Origin of the sequence: Streptococcus sp. 20925_1_77, from assembly GCF_041432125.1 — a bacterium.
Lineage (GTDB): Bacteria > Bacillota > Bacilli > Lactobacillales > Streptococcaceae > Streptococcus.
This window is the reverse complement of the sequence record NZ_JAPVZB010000003.1, coordinates 35034-55141: the sequence shown is the minus strand read 5'-3', so window position 1 is coordinate 55141 and position 20108 is coordinate 35034. Positions and strand designations below refer to the sequence as shown.

General features: G+C 42.0%; 18 protein-coding genes. 14 read left to right on the top strand and 4 right to left on the bottom strand.

Going from position 1 to position 20108, the window contains the following annotated elements; genetic code table 11:
* Positions 1 to 24: 24 nt before the first annotated feature.
* Together ftsE and ftsX are read left to right on the top strand one after the other, a co-directional pair.
* Positions 25 to 717, top strand: a complete 693-nt coding sequence (gene ftsE, locus O3626_RS02845) for a cell division ATP-binding protein FtsE (protein WP_003008021.1) — start codon at positions 25 to 27, stop codon at positions 715 to 717.
* A complete protein-coding gene (gene ftsX / locus O3626_RS02840) occupies positions 710 to 1636 on the top strand; it encodes a permease-like cell division protein FtsX (RefSeq protein WP_042759907.1) in 927 nt (308 codons plus the stop codon). The genes ftsE and ftsX overlap by 8 nt, the downstream gene beginning before the upstream one ends.
* A 69-nt stretch (positions 1637 to 1705) precedes the next feature.
* Here the strand turns inward: ftsX and O3626_RS02835 are convergent, their stop codons facing one another.
* Positions 1706 to 2347 carry an MBL fold metallo-hydrolase gene (locus tag O3626_RS02835; RefSeq protein ID WP_371495173.1) on the bottom strand — a complete coding sequence of 214 codons (642 nt, stop codon included), beginning with the start codon at positions 2345 to 2347 and terminating at the stop codon, positions 1706 to 1708.
* Positions 2348 to 2465: 118 nt separating this feature from the next.
* Here O3626_RS02835 and O3626_RS02830 point away from each other — a divergent pair, with 118 nt between their 5' ends.
* From O3626_RS02830 to O3626_RS02790, 9 genes are all read left to right on the top strand, one after another.
* A complete protein-coding gene (locus O3626_RS02830; protein WP_371495282.1) occupies positions 2466 to 4919 on the top strand; it encodes a bifunctional DnaQ family exonuclease/ATP-dependent helicase in 2454 nt (817 codons plus the stop codon).
* A gap of 4 nt (positions 4920 to 4923) precedes the next feature.
* Complete coding sequence (locus O3626_RS02825; protein ID WP_371495171.1) at positions 4924 to 5904, top strand: YeiH family protein; 981 nt, start codon at positions 4924 to 4926, stop codon at positions 5902 to 5904.
* A 33-nt stretch (positions 5905 to 5937) separates the two neighbouring features.
* The gene (locus tag O3626_RS02820) at positions 5938 to 7167 is read left to right on the top strand and encodes an FtsW/RodA/SpoVE family cell cycle protein (protein ID WP_371495169.1); all 1230 of its coding nucleotides are present in this window, start codon (positions 5938 to 5940) and stop codon (positions 7165 to 7167) included.
* Positions 7168 to 7186: 19 nt separating this feature from the next.
* Positions 7187 to 7738, top strand: coding sequence for a DJ-1 family glyoxalase III (locus O3626_RS02815; RefSeq protein ID WP_371495167.1), 552 nt, complete (start codon positions 7187 to 7189; stop codon positions 7736 to 7738).
* 165 nt (positions 7739 to 7903) lie between these two features.
* A complete protein-coding gene (locus tag O3626_RS02810) occupies positions 7904 to 8467 on the top strand; it encodes an HAD-IA family hydrolase (protein WP_371495165.1) in 564 nt (187 codons plus the stop codon).
* Between the two features lie 12 nt (positions 8468 to 8479).
* Positions 8480 to 10429: a DNA topoisomerase (ATP-hydrolyzing) subunit B gene (gene gyrB / locus O3626_RS02805; RefSeq protein ID WP_371495163.1), complete on the top strand. Its 1950-nt coding sequence runs from the start codon at positions 8480 to 8482 to the stop codon at positions 10427 to 10429.
* An 86-nt stretch (positions 10430 to 10515) separates the two neighbouring features.
* Entirely contained in the window at positions 10516 to 12240 is a 1725-nt protein-coding gene (gene ezrA / locus O3626_RS02800) for a septation ring formation regulator EzrA (protein WP_021153558.1), read from the top strand.
* A gap of 114 nt (positions 12241 to 12354) precedes the next feature.
* Positions 12355 to 13023 (top strand): phosphoserine phosphatase SerB, encoded by a 669-nt coding sequence (gene serB / locus O3626_RS02795; RefSeq protein ID WP_347112948.1) that lies wholly within the window; start codon positions 12355 to 12357, stop codon positions 13021 to 13023.
* Positions 13008 to 14135, top strand: coding sequence for a glycerate kinase (locus O3626_RS02790; RefSeq protein WP_371495161.1), 1128 nt, complete (start codon positions 13008 to 13010; stop codon positions 14133 to 14135). Before serB ends, O3626_RS02790 begins: the two co-directional genes overlap by 16 nt.
* Positions 14136 to 14166: 31 nt before the next feature.
* On the opposite strand, the gene O3626_RS02785 is transcribed toward O3626_RS02790, so the two are convergent.
* Complete coding sequence (locus tag O3626_RS02785) at positions 14167 to 14619, bottom strand: DUF1694 domain-containing protein (protein WP_214259841.1); 453 nt, start codon at positions 14617 to 14619, stop codon at positions 14167 to 14169.
* A gap of 211 nt (positions 14620 to 14830) precedes the next feature.
* On the opposite strand from O3626_RS02785, the gene eno reads away from it, so the two are divergent.
* Positions 14831 to 16135, top strand: coding sequence for a surface-displayed alpha-enolase (gene eno / locus O3626_RS02780; protein ID WP_031574100.1), 1305 nt, complete (start codon positions 14831 to 14833; stop codon positions 16133 to 16135).
* Between the two features lie 102 nt (positions 16136 to 16237).
* Here eno and O3626_RS02775 read toward each other — a convergent pair whose 3' ends face one another.
* Positions 16238 to 16423 (bottom strand): hypothetical protein, encoded by a 186-nt coding sequence (locus tag O3626_RS02775; protein WP_049497454.1) that lies wholly within the window; start codon positions 16421 to 16423, stop codon positions 16238 to 16240.
* Between the two features lie 95 nt (positions 16424 to 16518).
* Positions 16519 to 17529: a lactonase family protein gene (locus O3626_RS02770; protein WP_371495158.1), complete on the bottom strand. Its 1011-nt coding sequence runs from the start codon at positions 17527 to 17529 to the stop codon at positions 16519 to 16521.
* 165 nt (positions 17530 to 17694) lie between these two features.
* On the opposite strand from O3626_RS02770, the gene O3626_RS02765 reads away from it, so the two are divergent.
* Positions 17695 to 18870 carry an AI-2E family transporter gene (locus O3626_RS02765; protein ID WP_371495156.1) on the top strand — a complete coding sequence of 392 codons (1176 nt, stop codon included), beginning with the start codon at positions 17695 to 17697 and terminating at the stop codon, positions 18868 to 18870.
* Positions 18860 to 20089, top strand: a complete 1230-nt coding sequence (locus O3626_RS02760; RefSeq protein ID WP_371495154.1) for a tetratricopeptide repeat protein — start codon at positions 18860 to 18862, stop codon at positions 20087 to 20089. Before O3626_RS02765 ends, O3626_RS02760 begins: the two co-directional genes overlap by 11 nt.
* Positions 20090 to 20108 lie beyond the last annotated feature (19 nt).

The window sequence follows — 20108 nt, the reverse complement described above, 5'->3', positions numbered from 1 at the left end:
AAAGAATGAAAGGAATTTCATTACATGTCAATGATTGAAATGAAAGATGTTGTCAAAAAGTATGACAACGGGACGACGGCCCTTCGCGGGGTCTCTGTCCAAATTGAACCAGGAGAATTTGCCTACATTGTAGGACCTTCTGGTGCAGGGAAGTCGACCTTTATTCGACTTTTATACCGTGAAGTCAAACACGATAAAGGAAGCTTAAAAGTAGCTGATTTTGATTTGGATAAAATCAAAAAACGCGATATTCCTATGTTGCGACGCAATGTGGGAGTGGTCTTCCAAGATTATAAATTGCTTCCAAAGAAAACCGTTTATGAAAATATTGCCTACGCAATGCAAGTTATCGGTGAGCGCCGTCGCAATATTAAAAAGCGTGTTATGGAAGTTTTGGATCTTGTCGGATTGAAACACAAGGTCCGCTCATTCCCGAATGAATTGTCCGGTGGGGAGCAACAACGGATTGCGATTGCTCGTGCGATCGTCAACAATCCGAAAGTCTTGATTGCGGATGAGCCAACGGGGAACTTGGACCCAGATAATTCATGGGAAATCATGAATCTTTTGGAGCGGATTAATCTGCAAGGAACCACGGTATTGATGGCGACCCACAATAGCCAGATTGTAAATACTTTACGTCACCGTGTCATCGCGATTGAAAATGGTCGTGTAGTGCGTGATGAAGCGGAAGGAGAGTACGGATACGATGATTAGAAGATTTTTCCGACACTTAATCGAATCGCTTAAAAGCTTGAAACGAAATGGTTGGATGACGATTGCAGCGGTCAGCTCGGTTATGATTACCCTTAGCTTGGTTGCTATTTTCGCCTCTGTGATTGCCAATACCATCAAGCTTTCAGATGATATTCAAAACAGTGTGCGGGTTGTAGTATACATGCGCAAGGATATTCAAGATCAGAGCGAGCAAATTGAAAAAGACGGTCAAACCGTGACCAATGAAAACTACCATAAGGTCTACGATGCTCTGACAGCCATGAAACATGTTGACAAGGTTGATTTTTCTAGCAAGGAAGAACAGTATGATAAACTGATCAAAACGGCTGGGAACAACTGGAAGATTTTTGATGGAGACGCAAACCCCCTCTACGATGCCTATTATGTAGAGACGACAGCTCCAAAATATGTGAAGCAAGTCTCAGCAGATGCCAAAAAAATTGAAGGGGTCTCTGAAGTGAAAGATGGTGGGGTCGATACCCAACGCTTGTTTGCACTTGGAACCTTCATCCGAAACTGGGGCTTGATCGGTGTAGCTTTATTGATCTTTATCGCAGTCTTCTTGATTTCTAATACCATACGGATTACCATCATTTCACGTAGTCGTGAGATTAAGATTATGCGACTGGTAGGAGCAAAAAATGGCTATATTCGTGCACCATTCCTTTTAGAAGGTGCTTGGATCGGTCTCTTGGGAGCCTTGGTTCCTTCAGCTTTGGTCTTCTATGTTTATAATGTTGTCTATACGTCAATGAACAATAACTTGGCAGATCAAAACTTGTATCTCTATAGTCCTCATCTCTTGGTACCGATCATGGTCGGTGGCCTCTTTGGATTAGGAATTTTGATTGGGGCGATTGGTTCTTCAATCTCCATGAGACGTTTTCTTAAGATATAATAAAAAAGCAAGTACGAACTTGCTTTTTTTGTCTACTTTATGAGGACAGGAAGGAGGATACATGATTCTTTAAGATTGTCTAAAGAAGGGATTGAACATCTTCTCGTGACCAATAGAAGTTTCAGGGCCATGACCGGGATAGACGGTGTAGGAAGATGGAAGGGTAAAGAGTTCTTCTCTGATACTGCTAAGCAACTGTGCCGCGTTCCCTGTTGGAAGATCGGTCCGTCCAATGGTTTCACGAAAAAGGGCATCACCAGATAGAACCAAGTGATCCTCAGGAAAGACGATGGAAACCCCTCCGGCAGAGTGGCCTGGTGTCTCCAGAACATAAAAGTGGAAATCAGCTATTTGGTAATCGGAGCGAATATTATAAAGGAAGTCGGCCTCCTGACAGACAACATCTTCTAAATCCGCATGACGATCCAAACCAGATAAATTATCGACAGGAGAAGACAACCAACTGGCTTCTGCTGAATGGACATAGACTGGTGGGAAATGATACATCTGACGAACCTTTTCAAGACTCATAATGTGATCGTAATGCGTATGGGTTAAAAGAATCGCTACGATTGGTTTTCCGATGCGATCAATTTGTCTTTGAATGGTCGCCCAGTCGCTCCCTGGATCGACAAGAATGAGGGAGTGGTCATTTTCAAGGTAGTAGGTGTTTTCATAAGCTATAGGATTAACAGTACGATAGATTTTCATAAGGACTCCTTTCTAGAATAGTGTATCAAATTGCGAAGAAAATAACAGGATTGAAGTCAGCATGAAAGGAGAAAAAAATCTGCAGAGCTTGCTCAAACGTGATATAATTTTAAGTATTATGACAAGACAGAAACGGAAATATGCCATTGTGGATCTGGAAGCGACCAGTGCTGGAAGCAATGCTAAGATCATTCAGGTTGGGATTGTCATCATCGAAGATGGGAGGATTACGCAATCCTATGAGACGGATGTGAATCCCCATGAACGATTGGATGAGCATATCAAACAATTGACTGGCCTGACAGATGCTCGCTTGAAAAAAGCACCAGAGTTTGCACAAGTGGCAAAAGAAATTTTTGAATTAATAGAAGATGCCGTCTTTGTGGCCCATAATGTCAAATTTGATGCGAATTTATTGGCAGAAGCCCTCTTTTGGGAAGGATTTGAGCTAACGACTCCTCGGATTGACACGGTTGAATTGTCTCAAATTTTCTATCCGACTTTAGAACGCTACAATTTAGGAGCGCTTGCGGCTGAACTGGAAATTGAGTTGCACCATGCTCACTCCGCTCTAGCGGATGCTATGGCAACAGCCCAGCTGCTGTTGAAATTGAGAGAGAAAATTGCGAGCTTACCAAGAGGATTGATCGAAAAACTTCTTTCGATGGCAGATTGTTTGATTTATGAATCGCGACTCTTAATAGAAGATGCGCTTGAAGACAGTAGTCTTTTTTTACCAGCTCATTTAGTAGAAGTTCATGGACTCTACCTGCGAAAGCCACAGCAGTTCTTAGAAAGTCACTATTTGTCTGAACAGTTTGAACTCAATATGCAGTTGTTGGGAATGGAAGCTTATCCGGAGCAGAGAGAATTTGTTGCCTATATCGAGGACAGTTTGCACCAGCCGCTTCCGAGTTTTATCGAGGCGCCAACGGGAATTGGGAAGACCTACGCTTATCTTTTAACGCTTTTGGCTAAAACCTCCAAGCGCATTCTTGTGAGTGTTCCAACTAAAATTCTTCAGGATCAAATTATGAAGAAAGAAGGAAAGACCATCCAGGATCTTTTCCAAATTCCCTTTCATAGCCTTAAAAGTCCCAAGGATTATATCCAACTCGATAAATTTTATGAGACCTTACAGAGTGAGTCAGATAATGGGATGATTCGACGCTTTAAAATGCAACTGTTGGTTTGGCTGACGATGACTGAAACAGGAGAGTTCAGTGAAATTGGCCAACTCTATCGTCATGTCCATTTTGTAGCTGACATTTGCCACGATGGTCAATTGTCGAAACGTTCACTATTTTATCAGGAAGATTTTTGGCGTCTTGGTCAGGAAAAAGTGAAAACCAGCCGGGTGATTTTGACCAATCATGCTTATCTGCTAACCCGTCTAGAAGATGATAAGAGTCTACTTCAAGAGTCTGTTCTGGTCGTGGATGAAGCGCAAAAACTCTTCTTTGCTTTAGAGCAATTTTCACAGAGAGAAGAAACCTTGCAATCTCTTCTTTTAAACTTGCAACACGCTATTGAAGAGGAAAAAGATCTTCTACAACGACGTTTGCTGGAGAGTATTCAATTTGAGTTAAATGCCTGCTCCAAAGAAGTTGTGCAAGGAAAAACGGCAGTCTTATCAGATCAAACGGTGGCAAAAATTCGGCAGGATGTATCGGAATTAAAAACCGAATCTCTAGAGAATCTAAAGGAATTGTTTGATGAGCGATACCAAACCTTTTGGATAGACAAAGAAGTGGTTGAAAGCCACCAGATTCTTCGTCTTCATGGAGGAGTGGAGGACTTACTATCCTTTAAGGAATTTGTACCTGAAGAAGTGACCGTGCTCTTTGTATCAGCGACGATCGCGATCAGTAAAAAGGTGCATTTGCCTGCTCTTTTAGGATACCAAGAGCAGCAAATCTACCGGGTGCCAATAACAGTCAAACAACACCAGGAATTGTTGGTGCAGATAGATTTCCCAGATGTTGTTTCTTTATCTTCAGTGGAGTACGCAGGGGAGATTTGTCAGCTCGTCGGTGAACTCCTTCCTTTACGAAAGCCAATTTTTCTTTTGTTTACTTCAAAAGAATTGTTACTGGAAACGTCAAACGCATTGAAGTTTCCCCACTTGGCCCAGTATCGAAATGGGGATGCAGCCAATATTAAGCGACGATTTGACCGAGGAGAAAGCTCCATTTTATTGGGAACAGGAAGCTTCTGGGAGGGAGTCGATTTCTCTCAACAAAAAGAAGTGATTCAAATCATCACGCGCCTTCCTTTTGACAATCCTAAAGATTATATGGTTCAAAAGCTGAATACAAAACTCAGAGAACAGGGGAAGAACCCCTTTTACGACTATAGTCTTCCAGTCGCGATTTTAAGGCTCAAACAGGCTATTGGGAGAACCAGCCGTTTTCAAGATCAGGAATCTTTGGTGCTTTTATTAGATCAGCGGGTGGTAACCAAGCGATATGGAAAACAAATTTTGGACGGGTTGCAACAAGTGTTGCCCCTTCACACGACATTGAGAGAGCGGCTTGTTGAGCAAGCAACTGACTTTTTTGAAAGGAATTGAGAAAATGAAAAATAAAGGATTTGGACTTGCAATTGCATTTGTACTGGCTCTTTGTGCCATGTTTTTGGGAACTTTCTTTCCCATTATTGGCTCCAGTGTTTTTGCCTTAATTTTAGGAATAGTCCTGAATGAATTTGTGGATTTGCCGGAGAATTCACGACCAGGCTTGAACTGGTCAGGTAAGAAATTGTTGCAGTATTCGATTATCTTCATGGGATTTAGCTTGCCCATTGCAACAGTAGCCTCTACTGGTCTTTCATCTTTAAAGATTAGTCTGCCAACGATAACCGTTGCCTTTCTTGCAGCTATTATTTTTGGGAGAGTCTTCCACCTGAAATCTCATCTACGGACCTTAATTGGGTTTGGTACAGCTATTTGTGGTGGATCTGCTATTGCAGCAGCAGCGCCGATCATTGAAGCTGACGAAGAGGAAATTGCCCTATCTATGTCAACTATCTTCTTCTTCAACATTTTGGCTGTCTTTATCTTTCCAGTATTAGGGCATTTATGGCATATGTCTAATTTCCAATTTGGCCTCTGGTCAGGAACAGCCATTAACGATACGTCATCTGTTGTAGCAGCAGCATTTTCTTACAGTAAATCAGCGGGGCAAATGGCTACAATTGTTAAGTTAACACGCGCCCTGATGATTGTACCAGTTTGTTTGGGCTTGATCGGTTTAAAATGGTATCGGAGTAAACAACAAGGAAGAAACAAAGGAATGTTAAAAAAAATTATTCCTTGGTTTATTATCTGGTTTATTGTGGCTTCCATTCTTTCTTCTATTGGCCTGGTACCTAAAGTGGTCCTACCTTACCTAAATGACCTTTCTCACCTCTTTATGGCCATGGCCTTGGTTGGAATCGGAAGCAAGGTTTCTTGGAAACAGTTCCGTGCGGCAGGAGCAGCCCCCCTTCTGGTAGGTTTGATTGCTTGGTTCTGTGTGGCAGGATCTAGCTTGATTCTACAGATGTTGTTCTACTAATCCATCATTGAATCATTATAGAAAGGAACGTGAATGAAGAAAAATCATTTTTGGACGATCCACCTGGATTATTCGATCATTGGAATTGTCTTCACCCTACTTATGATTGGGATCTTATCCGTTTATGTGGCAGTTTCTCATGATTATCCCCAAATGATGTGGCCTTTTTTGGGGCAGCAATTGGCCTGGATTGGTGTGGGATGTATCATTTGCCTGATTGTGACGATTTTTAGTACGAAATTTCTTTGGAAAATCACTCCCTTTCTTTACCTACTAGGCTTGGCCTTGATGGTTCTTCCTCTTGTTTTTTATAATCCAAACTTGGTGGCTTCAACAGGAGCAAAAAACTGGGTAGCTTATGGAAACATCACCTTATTTCAGCCTTCAGAATTTATGAAGATTCCCTTCATCCTGATGCTGTCGCGTTCTATTGTTCGATTTTTACAAAGAAATAAGGGGCGTGAGCGATTGTTACGACAAGATTGGTTTTTAATTCTAGAGTTGACCATCTATACAATTCCGGTCTTTGCCTTATTGGCCCTCCAGCAGGACTTGGGAACGGCCTTAGTATTCTTGGCCATCTTTGCGGGCTTAGTGCTCGTTTCAGGAGTTTCCTGGAAAATTATCTTGCCGGTCATCTTGCTTCTGGCAGGTGGGTTAGCAGGCTTTCTCTTTCTCTTTCTATCAGAAGGGGGTCGGGCTTTTCTGCACCAGCAAGTAGGGATGCCAACCTACCAAATGAACCGTATTTTAGCCTGGTTAAATCCTTTTGACTATGCACAAACAACCACCTACCAGCAGGCGCAAGGACAGCTAGCCATTGCCAGTGGTGGCCTCTTTGGTCAAGGCTTTAATGTCTCCAATTTATTGGTTCCCGTACGGGAAAGCGATATGATTTTTACAGTAGTAGCAGAAGACTTTGGCTTTGTTGGAGCTCTTGTGCTGTTGATTTTATATGTGACCCTGATTTACCGTATTTTAAAAATCACCCTCCAGTCCAACAACCAATTTTATACCTATATTTCCATCGGATTTATTATGATGCTGGTCTTTCATATTTTTGAAAATGTCGGAGCGGTAACAGGTCTTCTCCCCTTGACGGGGATTCCTCTCCCCTTTATCTCACAAGGAGGCTCCTCTATTATTAGTAATCTGATTGGTGTTGGTCTAGTACTCTCAATATATAATCATAGTAGTAAAAAGAAAGGGCCAGAAAAAGAGGTTCCAATCCGTAAAAAAGTAGTCCTTAAAAAGGCGCAATAGTTAGAAAGAAGGAATGAAAATGAAAAAAGTAGCAACGATTTTAGCAAACGGTTTTGAAGAAATTGAAGCCTTGACCATTGTCGATGTTTTGAGACGTGCTGGGATTGACTGCGACCTCATTGGCATGGAAGAAACAGTCACGGGTTCTCACCAAATTACAGTGGAAGTAGATCGCCTTTGGAATGGAGATCTTTCAGATTATGATGGAATCTTCTTACCAGGTGGGATGCCAGGAGCAGCGAATTTGAGGGACAATGCAGAATTGATCACAGCCCTTCAGGAAGAAAGTGGCAAAGGAAAAACCATCTCTGCAATTTGTGCTGCTCCCATTGTTTTGGCGCGTGCAGGTCTCTTAAAAGATAAACACTATACGTGTTACGATGGCTTTGAAGAAGAGATTCAAGATGGCCATTATCAGAAAGAAACAGTGGTGAAAGACGGTAATCTTCTCACCAGTCGTGGTCCTTCAACAGCCCTAGCCTTAGCTTATGCCTTGGTAGAGCAATTTGGAGGAGATGCCCAAAGCCTTCGGGAAGGAATGCTCTATCAGGACGTCTTTGGAGGTGCATAAAAGGGCTCTTTTGGACACAACGGTTTCTGGTGATAGATCACTTTTTATAGTGTGAAATGAGTTTTATTTGATTTAAAATGAAATGACCGTAAAAAATGGCTAAAATCCCCCCTAAATGAGGGTTTTAGCTTATTTTTTTTGTCCATTTGTGGTATAATATTGACTATGAATTATCATGATTTTATATGGGATCTTGGTGGGACGCTATTGGATAATTACGAAACGTCCACAAATGCCTTTGTAGCGACATTGAAGGACTTTCATATCCAAGCCGATCATGATTCTGTTTATGCAGCGTTAAAAATCTCAACACAGGATGCAATCCATACCTTTGCCCCTCATATTTCCAATTTTCGTACGGAATACAAGAAAAAAGAAGCCTTGGGTTTGCAAGATCCGGTTTTATTTGATGGAGCAAAAGAGTTACTAGAAGAGATTCAAGCACATGGAGGACGTCATTTTTTGGTATCTCATCGAGATCGCCAAGTTTTGACCCTTATTGATCAGACGGGCATTGCTCCCTTCTTTACGGAGATTGTAACAGCAGACGAGGGCTTCCCTCGCAAGCCAGATCCAACCTCGATGCTCTATTTGAAAGAAAAATATGGCATTCAAGACGGTCTGGTCATTGGAGATCGTCCGATCGATATAGAAGCTGGGAAGGCGGCAGGGCTGACAACTTATTTATTTGATACCATGCCCCACTTACACCAGTTTATATTTGAATAGAAAAGGGAAATTATGACAGAGGATAAACAGCAAGAAATTCAAGCGCAAGAATATGATGCCAGTCAGATTCAGGTCTTGGAAGGACTAGAAGCCGTTCGCATGCGTCCGGGGATGTATATTGGATCTACTTCAAAAGAAGGTCTTCATCATCTGGTCTGGGAAATTGTAGATAACTCGATTGACGAAGCCTTAGCCGGTTTTGCTAGCCATATTGAAGTTTTCATTGAAAAAGACAATTCTATCACGGTTGTCGATGATGGTCGGGGAATTCCAGTGGATATCCAAGAAAAGACGGGTCGACCTGCCGTTGAAACTGTCTTTACCGTGCTCCACGCGGGAGGAAAATTCGGCGGAGGTGGCTACAAGGTTTCTGGTGGTCTTCACGGGGTAGGGTCATCTGTTGTCAATGCCCTTTCCACATCCCTCGATGTTCGCGTCTATAAAAACGGCAGTATCCATTACCAAGAGTATCGTCGTGGACAAGTTGTGGATGATTTGAAAGTCATCGGAGAGACAGATCGGACAGGGACAACTGTTCACTTTATTCCAGATCCAGAAATCTTCACGGAAACGACTGAGTATGATTTTGAAAAATTAAACAAACGGATTCAAGAATTAGCCTTTTTGAATCGTGGTTTGCGTATTTCCTTGACGGATAAGCGCGAAGGCTTAGAGCAGGAAAAGCATTACCACTACGAAGGTGGGATCTCTAGTTACGTTGAATACATCAATGAAAATAAAGATGTCATCTTTGAAACACCCATCTATACAGATGGCGAAATGGATGATATTACCGTTGAAGTGGCGATGCAATATACTACGGGCTACCATGAAACGGTCATGAGTTTTGCGAATAACATCCATACCCATGAAGGTGGTACCCACGAGCAAGGTTTCCGTACAGCCCTCACTCGTGTGATCAATGATTACGCTAAGAAAAATAAACTCTTAAAAGAAAATGAAGACAATTTAACAGGTGAGGATGTTCGGGAAGGTTTAACAGCAGTTATCTCAGTTAAACATCCAAACCCACAGTTTGAAGGACAAACCAAGACAAAGCTTGGAAATTCAGAAGTTGTAAAAATTACCAATCGACTCTTTAGTGATGCCTTTTCTGATTTCCTTTTGGAAAATCCACAAATCGCTAAGAAAATCGTTGAAAAAGGGATTTTAGCAGCTAAAGCTAGGGTAGCAGCTAAGCGGGCACGGGAAGTGACCCGTAAGAAATCGGGACTTGAGATTTCTAACCTGCCTGGTAAATTGGCAGACTGTTCTTCAAACAACCCACATGAAACAGAACTCTTCATCGTCGAAGGGGATTCTGCTGGAGGATCTGCTAAATCAGGTCGGAATCGTGAATTTCAGGCAATTCTTCCAATCCGTGGTAAAATTTTGAACGTTGAAAAAGCAAGTATGGACAAGATTCTTGCCAATGAAGAGATCCGTAGTTTATTTACTGCTATGGGAACTGGATTTGGTGCTGAATTTGATGTCACAAAAGCGCGTTATCAAAAATTAGTCATCATGACCGATGCCGATGTCGATGGCGCACATATTCGAACCCTTCTGTTGACCTTGATCTATCGCTATATGAAACCAGTCTTGGAAGCGGGATATGTTTATATTGCGCAACCACCAATCTATGGGGTCAAAGTCGGTAGTGAGATCAAAGAATATATCCAACCTGGTGCGAACCAAGAAGCAGAATTAGCTGCAGCTTTGGAACGCTATTCAGAAGGTCGCTCAAAACCAACCATCCAACGTTACAAAGGTCTTGGGGAAATGGATGATCACCAATTATGGGAAACAACCATGAACCCCGAACACCGCTTGATGGCACGGGTATCAGTAGACGATGCTGCGGAAGCAGATAAGATATTTGATATGTTGATGGGGGACCGCGTGGAACCACGTCGGGAATTTATCGAAGAAAACGCTGAATATAGTACACTCGATGTATAAAATTCAACGAACGCTTCCCATTAATGGATATTTTATGGTATAATTACTAGGATTACGTTCAAGTAATACGATGAAGGAGTTTTTATATGTCTAGTGGACTAATTGTTCTCATCTTTATTGTCGCCCTTATCTTGATTGTAGGATATGTGGTTGCAGTAATTTTGAGAAAACGAAACGAGGCCTTACTGGCAGCACTGGAAGAACGAAAAGAAAAGTTATATAACCTTCCGGTCAACGATGAAGTTGAGGCCGTAAAAAACATGCATTTGATTGGTCAAAGTCAAGTTGCATTTCGTGAATGGAATCAAAAATGGGTAGATTTATCCTTAAATTCATTTGCTGATATTGAAAACAATCTGTTTGAGGCGGAAGGCTACAATAATTCTTTCCGTTTCATGAAGGCTAAACAAGCCATTGACAATATCGAAAGTCAGATCCAATTGATCGACGAAGATATCAAGGCGATTCGCCAAGCCCTTTCAGATCTTGAAGAGCAGGAACAAAAAAATAGCGGACGCGTGGTTCATGCCTTAGATATGTTTGAAGAACTTCAAAAAGAAGTCACTTCAGATCCAGAGCGTTATGGCAGTGCGCTTCCTGAAATTGAAAAGCAAATTGGGAATATTCAATCTGAGTTTTCACAATTTGTCACCTTGAATTCTTCAGGTGACCCTGTTGAAGCGGCTGAAATCCTTGATACAGCTGAGAATCATATTGTGGCCTTAAAACAAATTGTTGAGCGAGTGCCAGAAATTGTCACTGCTCTTCAGTCAAAACTTCCAGACCAATTAGAGGATTTGGAAAGTGGCTACCGCAAGCTTTTGGAATCTGGCTACCACTTCACTGAAACAGATATTGAATCTCGTTTCCAACAGTTGCATGCTTCCTTGAAGAACAATATGGCAAATGTATCCGCGCTTGAATTGGACAATGCTATTTACGAAAATGAGCAAATTCAAGAGGAAATCGATGCATTGTATCACATCTTTACTCGTGAAATCGAATCACAAAAAGTCGTGAAGAAGTTAGTGAAACAACTGCCTGGCTATTTGAAACACGCAAAAGATAACAATAGCAACCTTGCAGCAGAAGTGGAACGCCTTGGTAAAACATTCGTCTTGAATGAAGCTTTCAGTCAACAATTAAAAGAGTTAGAAGCTGAGCTATCTTCACAAGAAAATGTGGTAGAAGATGCTTTGAAAGATTCATCTGAAACACAAAAAGCTTATTCTATCGTAGAAGAAGAGTTAGAAGCTATTGAGGCTCGCTTGAAAGAAATCGAAGATGAGCAAATCAGCTTAAGTGATTCCCTTTCAAAAATTGAAAAAGACGATGCCAATGCTCGCCAAAAAGTCAATATCTATGCCAACCGTTTGCATGCCATTAAACGCTATATGGACAAGCGAAACTTGCCAGGAATCCCTCAAGAATTCTTGGAATTATTCTTCACAGCAAGCAACAATACAGAGGCTTTGATGGATGAGTTGGAAGGGGATAAAATCAACATCGAATCAACCAATCGTTTGTTAGATATTTTGACAAATGATATGAATGAATTGGAAGAAGCGACTTATCGAATTGTACAAAATGCGACTTTAACAGAGCAGTTGTTGCAATACTCAAATCGCTATCGTTCCTTTGATGATCATGTGCAGGCAGCCTTTGACGAGTCACTCTATATTTTCGAAAGAGAATACGACTATGCGGCTTCCTTCAAAGTCATCTCAGATGCTTTGGAGATGGTAGAAGCTGGAGTGACCGATCGCTTTGTTACTTCGTATGAAAAAACTCGGGAGCAAATTCGCTTCTAATAACAAAAAAACGACTTTTTAGGAGGTCGTTTTTTTTTATCTTCAAATGATCATTGAAACTTGAAATTTAAACCCTATTTTTGTATAGTAAGGGAGAAATAAGAAGGGAAAGCGATGAAAGAAGTAACAGGTCTCCTCGTTATGGATGTAGATGGAACTTTGATCCAACAAGAAGGAATTGATTTACTAGCTCAAGAAGCTGGCGTGGGACAAAAAGTAGCAGAGATTACGGCACAAGCAATGAATGGAGAGTTGGATTTTAAAGCATCTTTACAGGCGCGTGTCGCTTTATTGAAGGGATTAGAGGCCTCTATTTTTCCGAAAATTGTAGAGCAGATGGACGTCACACCGGGAGCTAAGATCTTAATCACGGAACTTCATCAAAGAGGTTACAAGGTTGGCCTTGTTTCAGGGGGATTTCATGAAGTCATCGATCCTATCGCGAAGTCTTTAGGAATTGATCTGGTTCGTGCTAATCGTTTGCAGACTTTTGATGGCCGTCTGACAGGGAAAGTGCTCGGAGAGATTGTGACCCCTGAAAGAAAAAAAGACTCTCTCCGGACATGGGCGAGAGAAAATCATATTCCACGAAGTCAGACGATTGCTATGGGAGATGGTGCCAATGATCTTCCCATGATTGAAACAGCCGGAATCGGGATTGCCTTTATGGCAAAGCCGATCGTTGCCGAACGAGCTCCATACCGTATTGAAACGAGGGATCTAAGCCTTGTTCTTGAAATTCTAGACCAGCATAGAAAGGAAACAGCATGCATATCCTACTAGCACCGGATTCATTTAAAGAATCCTTATCTGCCAAACAAGTAGCAGAAGCCTTAAAAAAAGGATTTCAAGAGGCTCTACCAGATGCAACTTTTGACCTCCTTCCCATAGGGGATGGTGGCGAAGGAACCATGGATACACTTGCTGGCGTTCTGAATTTAACCAAGAAGCATACTCAGGTAACAGGACCATTTGGGAAGCCTGTTTCAATGGCTTACTACCAAAAAGATGAGATGGCATTTTTTGAGATGGCCTCTCTTGTTGGCTTAGGCTCTATCCCAGCTGAAAAACGCAATCCACTAGAACTAGAGACACGAGGAATTGGTGAACTGATTTTGCAATTGGTTGACCAAGGGGTTAAAACGATCTGTGTGGGAATTGGTGGTTCAGCGACCAATGATGGTGGGATTGGAATGGCAGCCGGACTAGGGGTAGCCTTCTATGATGACCAAGGTCATCTGCTTCGTCCTGTAGGTGCTTCGATCGGTCGTGTGGATAGAATAGATACCAGTGCGGTTCCTAAAGCTTTACAAGACATCGAGCTCCAGGTCTTAACGGATGTCACCAATCCACTCTGTGGCAGTCAAGGAGCAACCTATATCTTTGGCGGGCAAAAGGGATTGAATCCCCTTCTGTTTCCAGCAGTTGATCAAGCTATGGAGGATTTTTATCAGCTAGTCGATCCACGAATCTTGTCTATGGCTGGCGCCGGAGCTGGAGGTGGCATGGCAGCTGGCTTGGTCGCTTTTGCGGGAGGTCAGATTTCCTCAGGAATTGAGAAAAGTTTGGATCTAATCGACTTCGATCGTAAGGTTCAAAAAGCGGATCTGGTCGTCGTGGGAGAAGGTAGGATGGACCTCCAATCTTTGTCTGGAAAAGCTCCTGTCGGGGTAGCTAAACGAACACCAGAGAAGATCCCAGTGCTTGCTATTTGTGGTAGCTTAGCGGACGATTTGCTAGCATTCCCAAGTCATCATATTGAGGCTGCCTTCTCTATTGTAGCAGGTCCTTGTGAGGTGGCAGATGCACTCACTCATGCTGAAAAAAATCTGATTTCCTGTGCCCGAAATATTGGTAACCTCTTAAAAATGAAAGCAAACAAAAAAACCAATTGAAAAGGAAATTCCTTTTCAATTGGTTCTTTCTTTAGCTAAAGAGGCGTTTCCAAAATGATTTTTTTTCAGGTGCTGTGCTCTCTTCTTTCTTTTCAAACAAATTTGGATACTGGAGGCTGATATCGGTTGGAGAAATTCCAGATGGATGATCAGTATGGATGATGAGACCAAAGGGAGAGTGGCGACAGTCATCTGAAACAATGCTTGCCACAAGACCAAGATCCTTTGTCTTTTTCAAATATTGAAGTTGGCTGCTTTCATCCAAGGCAGGCGAAATCTTGACCAATACAGGTTCAAAGCGTTCTGAAATGTTCGTAAGAATTGAAGAATAGTGCTCCAAATAGAGATTGTCCCTTGCCTCCTCCAAGGTACATGATGCAATCACACGCTCCTCATAAGTCTCCAAAAATCGACGCTGTTCATCAGGATTGAACCGAGTAGGACCAGCAGCTTTTTCTAAAATCGTTTTATTAATATCTGTCATAAGTTTAGTATAGCATAAAGCGTAGCAGAAGAGTAGAGGAATGCTAAAAAATTAAATAAGGAGGGGAAATGGAAGAAAATAAGACAGTGGAACCGTTTTCTTGTTAAAAACTTCTCAATTTTCGTAGATTTCCTTGTTTTTTCTTGAAAAAATAGCCTAATTACGATATGATAGAGGAGTAAAAAATATAACTCAATAAGGAGAGTAAGAAATGTCAATTATTACTGATGTTTACGCTCGCGAAGTCCTAGACTCACGCGGTAACCCAACACTTGAAGTAGAAGTTTATACTGAATCAGGTGCTCATGGACGTGGTATGGTTCCATCAGGAGCTTCTACTGGTGAACACGAAGCAGTTGAACTTCGTGACGGTGACAAATCTCGTTACGGTGGTCTTGGTACTCAAAAAGCTGTTGACAACGTAAACAACATTATTGCTGAAGCTATCATCGGCTATGATGTACGTGATCAACAAGCTATCGACCGTGCTATGATCGCTCTTGACGGTACTCCTAACAAAGGTAAATTGGGAGCAAACGCTATCCTTGGTGTGTCTATTGCCGTTGCTCGTGCAGCTGCTGACTACCTTGAAATCCCACTTTACAGTTACCTTGGTGGATTCAACACTAAAGTTCTTCCAACTCCAATGATGAACATCATCAACGGTGGTTCTCACTCAGATGCTCCAATCGCTTTCCAAGAATTCATGATCGTACCTGCTGGTGCACCTACATTCAAAGAAGCTCTTCGTTGGGGTGCTGAAATCTTCCACGCTCTTAAGAAAATCCTTAAAGGTCGTGGTCTTGAAACAGCCGTAGGTGACGAAGGTGGATTTGCTCCTCGTTTCGACGGAACTGAAGATGGTGTAGAAACTATCATCGCTGCTATCGAAGCTGCTGGTTATGTTCCAGGTAAAGACGTATTTATCGGATTTGACTGTGCATCATCAGAATTCTACGATAAAGAACGCAAAGTTTACGATTACACTAAATTTGAAGGTGAAGGCGCTGCTGTTCGTACTGCTGAAGAACAAATCGCTTACCTTGAAGGATTGGTTGACAAATACCCTATCATCACTATCGAAGATGGTATGGATGAAAACGACTGGGACGGTTGGAAAGCTCTTACTGAACGTCTTGGTGGTAAAGTTCAATTGGTTGGTGACGACTTCTTCGTAACAAACACTGACTATCTTTCACGTGGTATCGAAGAAGGTGCTGCTAACTCAATCCTTATCAAAGTTAACCAAATCGGTACTCTTACTGAAACATTCGACGCTATCGAAATGGCGAAAGAAGCTGGTTACACTGCCGTTGTATCACACCGTTCAGGTGAAACTGAAGATTCAACAATCGCTGATATCGCAGTTGCAACAAACGCAGGACAAATCAAGACTGGTTCACTTTCACGTACAGACCGTATCGCTAAATACAACCAATTGCTTCGCATCGAAGATCAACTTGGTGAAGTAGCTGAATACCGTGGATTGAAATCATTCTACAACCTTAAGAAATAAGCTAGTTTACTAGACTAAAAAGATCCTTGAGTTTTCTCAAGGATTTTTTTGTTATCGAGCCAAACAAAAACTCCTCAACTACAGCGTTGAGGAGTCGTGTTATTAGAACAAGCCTTTGATTTTGTCCAAGGCACCGCTGACCATTTCATTTCCAGAAACAAGCCCTTTTGCTTGTTCAAGGTAGTCACCGAGGTTGTCTTTGTTGTCTTCAACAAATTTCTTTGCAGCGTCGAAATCTTTCTTTTCGATCATTTCTTTTACTTGGTTAAATAAGTCCATTGGATTCATACTTGGATCTCCTAAAATATAAGTTGTGAAGTCAGGCACGCGCCTTTTTCTCATCTATTTAATCATTTTTTTAGAGGTTTGACAACTAAAACGACTTAATGAAAAACCGTACAAACTGCCTCTGGAACATAGAAGTCGTCGGATAGAAGGGTCAATTTTCCGCTAGCAGAATCCCGCTTGAAGACTGTTGCGTTAGGTGAATCTTGATGGGCTGCGATGAGGTAGTTTTGATCTGGACTAATAGTGAAATCACGTGGATTGAGCCCTTGGCTTGGAACAATTTCAATGAGTTCTAAGCTGCCATCTGCTACAACTTTAAATACAGCGATAGAATTGTGAGCACGGTTAGATGCATAAAGGAATTTTCCATCGGCTGAGAGCTTGATAGCAGAAGCCCATTTTTGACCATCGTAGTCTGATGGAAGTGTGGAAACGGTTTGGAAGTGTTCGAATTCACCCATACCGTCATAAAAGAGGACGTCGATTGTGGCATTTAATTCATTGATGAGATAAGCAGTCTTGTAGTGGGGATGAAAGACAAGGTGACGAGGTCCTGATCCTGGAGCTGTTTGGTACTGATTGATCTGGGTAAGTTTTCCTTCCTCACTGACATCATAGACATGCAAACTGTCTGTTCCTAGGTCACACGTGATCAGGTACTGATCTGGCGTAAGGTCTGCATAGTGGGCATGCGGACTTGCTTGATTGGCGTGGGGACCACTTCCTTGGTGAGTGTCCTCATCAACAAAGGACAAACGCCCATTTGCCTCTATCTTGTATACAAGAACTTGCCCTTTGTGATAGTTGGCTCCATAGACTAGTTGACGGTTATCATCGACAGAGACATAGCAGAGTGGAGCCCCTTCTTCGACAACATGATTGAGCGGCTGAAAATCGGCTGCAAAACTAGCGATTCCCCCTTTTCCATCTTCAGCTCCGACACTATAAAGATTTCCTTTTTTAGAAAAAGCGATGTAGGTTGGATTGGGCTCAGCTGCCACTAGTTCAAGTTGGCTCAATGCCCCTATTTCAGGGTCAAATTGTGCCTTGTAAATTCCTTTGGATTCTTTTTTGGTATAGGTACCGAAATAAATGGTTTGAGACATAGGTCACCTCGTAAGATTTGTTAGGTTTATTATATCAAAGGTCCTATTGGAAGGCAATTGCTAGTTGAAGAAGGGAGTGGTCTTTCTGATTTTACTAGTTTTTTCGTAACTTCACGCTAAAAAAATGCTAAAATAGATACATGTTGAAATGAAAAGGAGTTTTCCGTGGATAATAAAGAAAAACAGTTTAGTATGTCCTGGTTTTTTAGATGGTTTTTAGACAACAAGGCTATTACCGTATTTTTAGTTACCTTGCTCTTGGGTCTGAACCTCTTGGTCTTGAGTAAGATTACCTTTATTTTTATTCCGATTTTTGAGTTTGCAGGAGCTGTCATGCTGCCAGTCATTATTTCTGGTTTGCTCTATTACTTGCTCAATCCTATTGTCGACTTTCTTGAAAGAAAAGGTCTTAAGCGGATTTTTGCGATTTCCTTCGTCTTTTTCTTGATTGCAGTCCTCTTGGTATGGGGGCTGGCCGTCGTGATTCCAGCTGTTCAACGACAAGTGGTGAGTTTCTTTCATAACCTGCCAACTTATTTGGAGAAGGCCAATGCAACCATCGACGATTTTCTAGACAATCGCGTCTCTTCTGATATCAAACCCCAGTTGGATGAGATCACCAAGGAATTGTCTGCAAACATTACTTCTTGGGCTAGTTCGATCTCTGGACGAGCTGTCAATTGGGTCAGCAACTTGATCGGAGTTGCTTCACAAGTCATTGTTGCCTTGATCATCATGCCTTTTATTGTCTTTTATCTTCTTCGAGATGGGAAAAATTTAAAGGGTCACATTGTTCGCTTCTTACCGACTAAGATTCGTAAATCGGCTGAACAAGTTCTCTCAGATGTCAATACCCAGCTCTCCAATTATGTTCGAGGGCAAATTACGGTAGCCATTGTCGTCGCTATTATGTTTATCCTCTTCTTTAAAATCATTGGCTTACGTTATGCGGTGACACTGGGGATCTCTGCGGGGATTTTGAATTTGATCCCTTACTTGGGTAGTTTTTTGGCTATGTTGCCTGCTATGGTCTTAGGTTTGGTGGCAGGACCGGAGATGTTTATCAAGGTCTTAATTGTATTTGCAGTGGAGCAAACCATTGAAGGACGTTTCGTATCTCCTTTGGTTTTGGGAAGCCAGTTAAATATCCATCCGATTACCATTTTATTTGTGCTCTTGACGTCAGGATCTATGTTTGGAATCTGGGGAGTTTTCCTTGGTATTCCGGTCTATGCGTCTGCTAAGGTCGTTATTGGAGCTATCTTTGAATGGTATAAGGTCGTCAGTGGCTTGTATGAAGAACATAATGAAATAGAAGAGGAAACACAGAGTGAGTCATAGTCAACAAATGCTAGAGGCTCTTGCTCAGCAAGAGCTAGAAGAAGCAGAAGTTCAATTTCAAAAGGCCTTGTTAGAAGATAGTGAAGCGAAACTATTGGATTTGGGTCAATATCTTGAAAGTATTGGTTTTTACCCTCAGGCAAAAGAGGTTTATGAACAGATTGTAGAAACCTATCCAGAAGTATATTTGAGTTTGGCAACCATCCTTGCAGAGGAAGGGCAAACGGAAGAGGCCTTTGCTTATTTAGAAGAAATTGGCCCTGAGTCTAACTGGTATGTAGCCAGTCTCTTGGTCAAGGCTGATCTCTATCAGCTGGAAGGTCTTGCAGATGTGGCGCGTGAAAAATTAGTTGAAGCAGCCAGTCTGTCTGATGACCCGATCATTCAATTAGGACTTGCAGAAATCGATCTGGAATTGGAACGCTACCAAAAGGCTATCCAAGAGTATGCCCAGTTGGACAATCGGGAGATTTTGGAAGCGACAGGGATTTCTACCTATCAACGGATTGGTTTTGCCTATGCCAATCTTGGTAAGTTTGAAGCAGCTGTTCCTTTCTTAGAGAAAGCTCTGGAGATTGAGTTTGATGACCAGATTGCTTACGAATTAGCGACCTTATTGTCTGACCAAGAAGAATTCCAAAAAGCCCTGATCTACTACAAACAAATTGATACCTTGTCGCCTGATTTTGAAGGGTATGAGTACGGGTATGCCTTGGCCTTACAGGCAGAAAATGATCGTGAAAAAGCGCTTGAGATTGCTAAACAAGGGATCCAGAAGAATCCCTTTGATGCCCAATTGAAGCTTCTTGCTTCTCAGCTTTCTTATGAACTTCACCAGCCTGAACAGGCAGAAGCTTATCTATTAGAGGCTAAAGAAGTGGCAGATGATCTCGAAGAGATTGCTCTTCGTCTGACTACCCTTTATTTGGAACAGGAACGCTTTGACCAAGTCTTGGCTTGGCAAAATGAAGAAGTCGAAACAGTTGTTACCCGGTGGAACATTGCCCGTGCCTTGGCTGCCTTGGAGAAAACAGAAGAGGCTGTCTCAGCCTACCAAGAGCTCTATGAGGACTTAAAGGACAACCCAGAATTCCTCGAAGCCTATGTTTATTTGTTGCGTGAGGCTGGAGATGTGACGAAGGCGCGTGAAGTGGCTAATCAGTATTTGGCGATCGTACCAGACGATGTACAGATGCAAACCCTCTATGATAGCCTCTAATCAAAACCATATCGTGAAG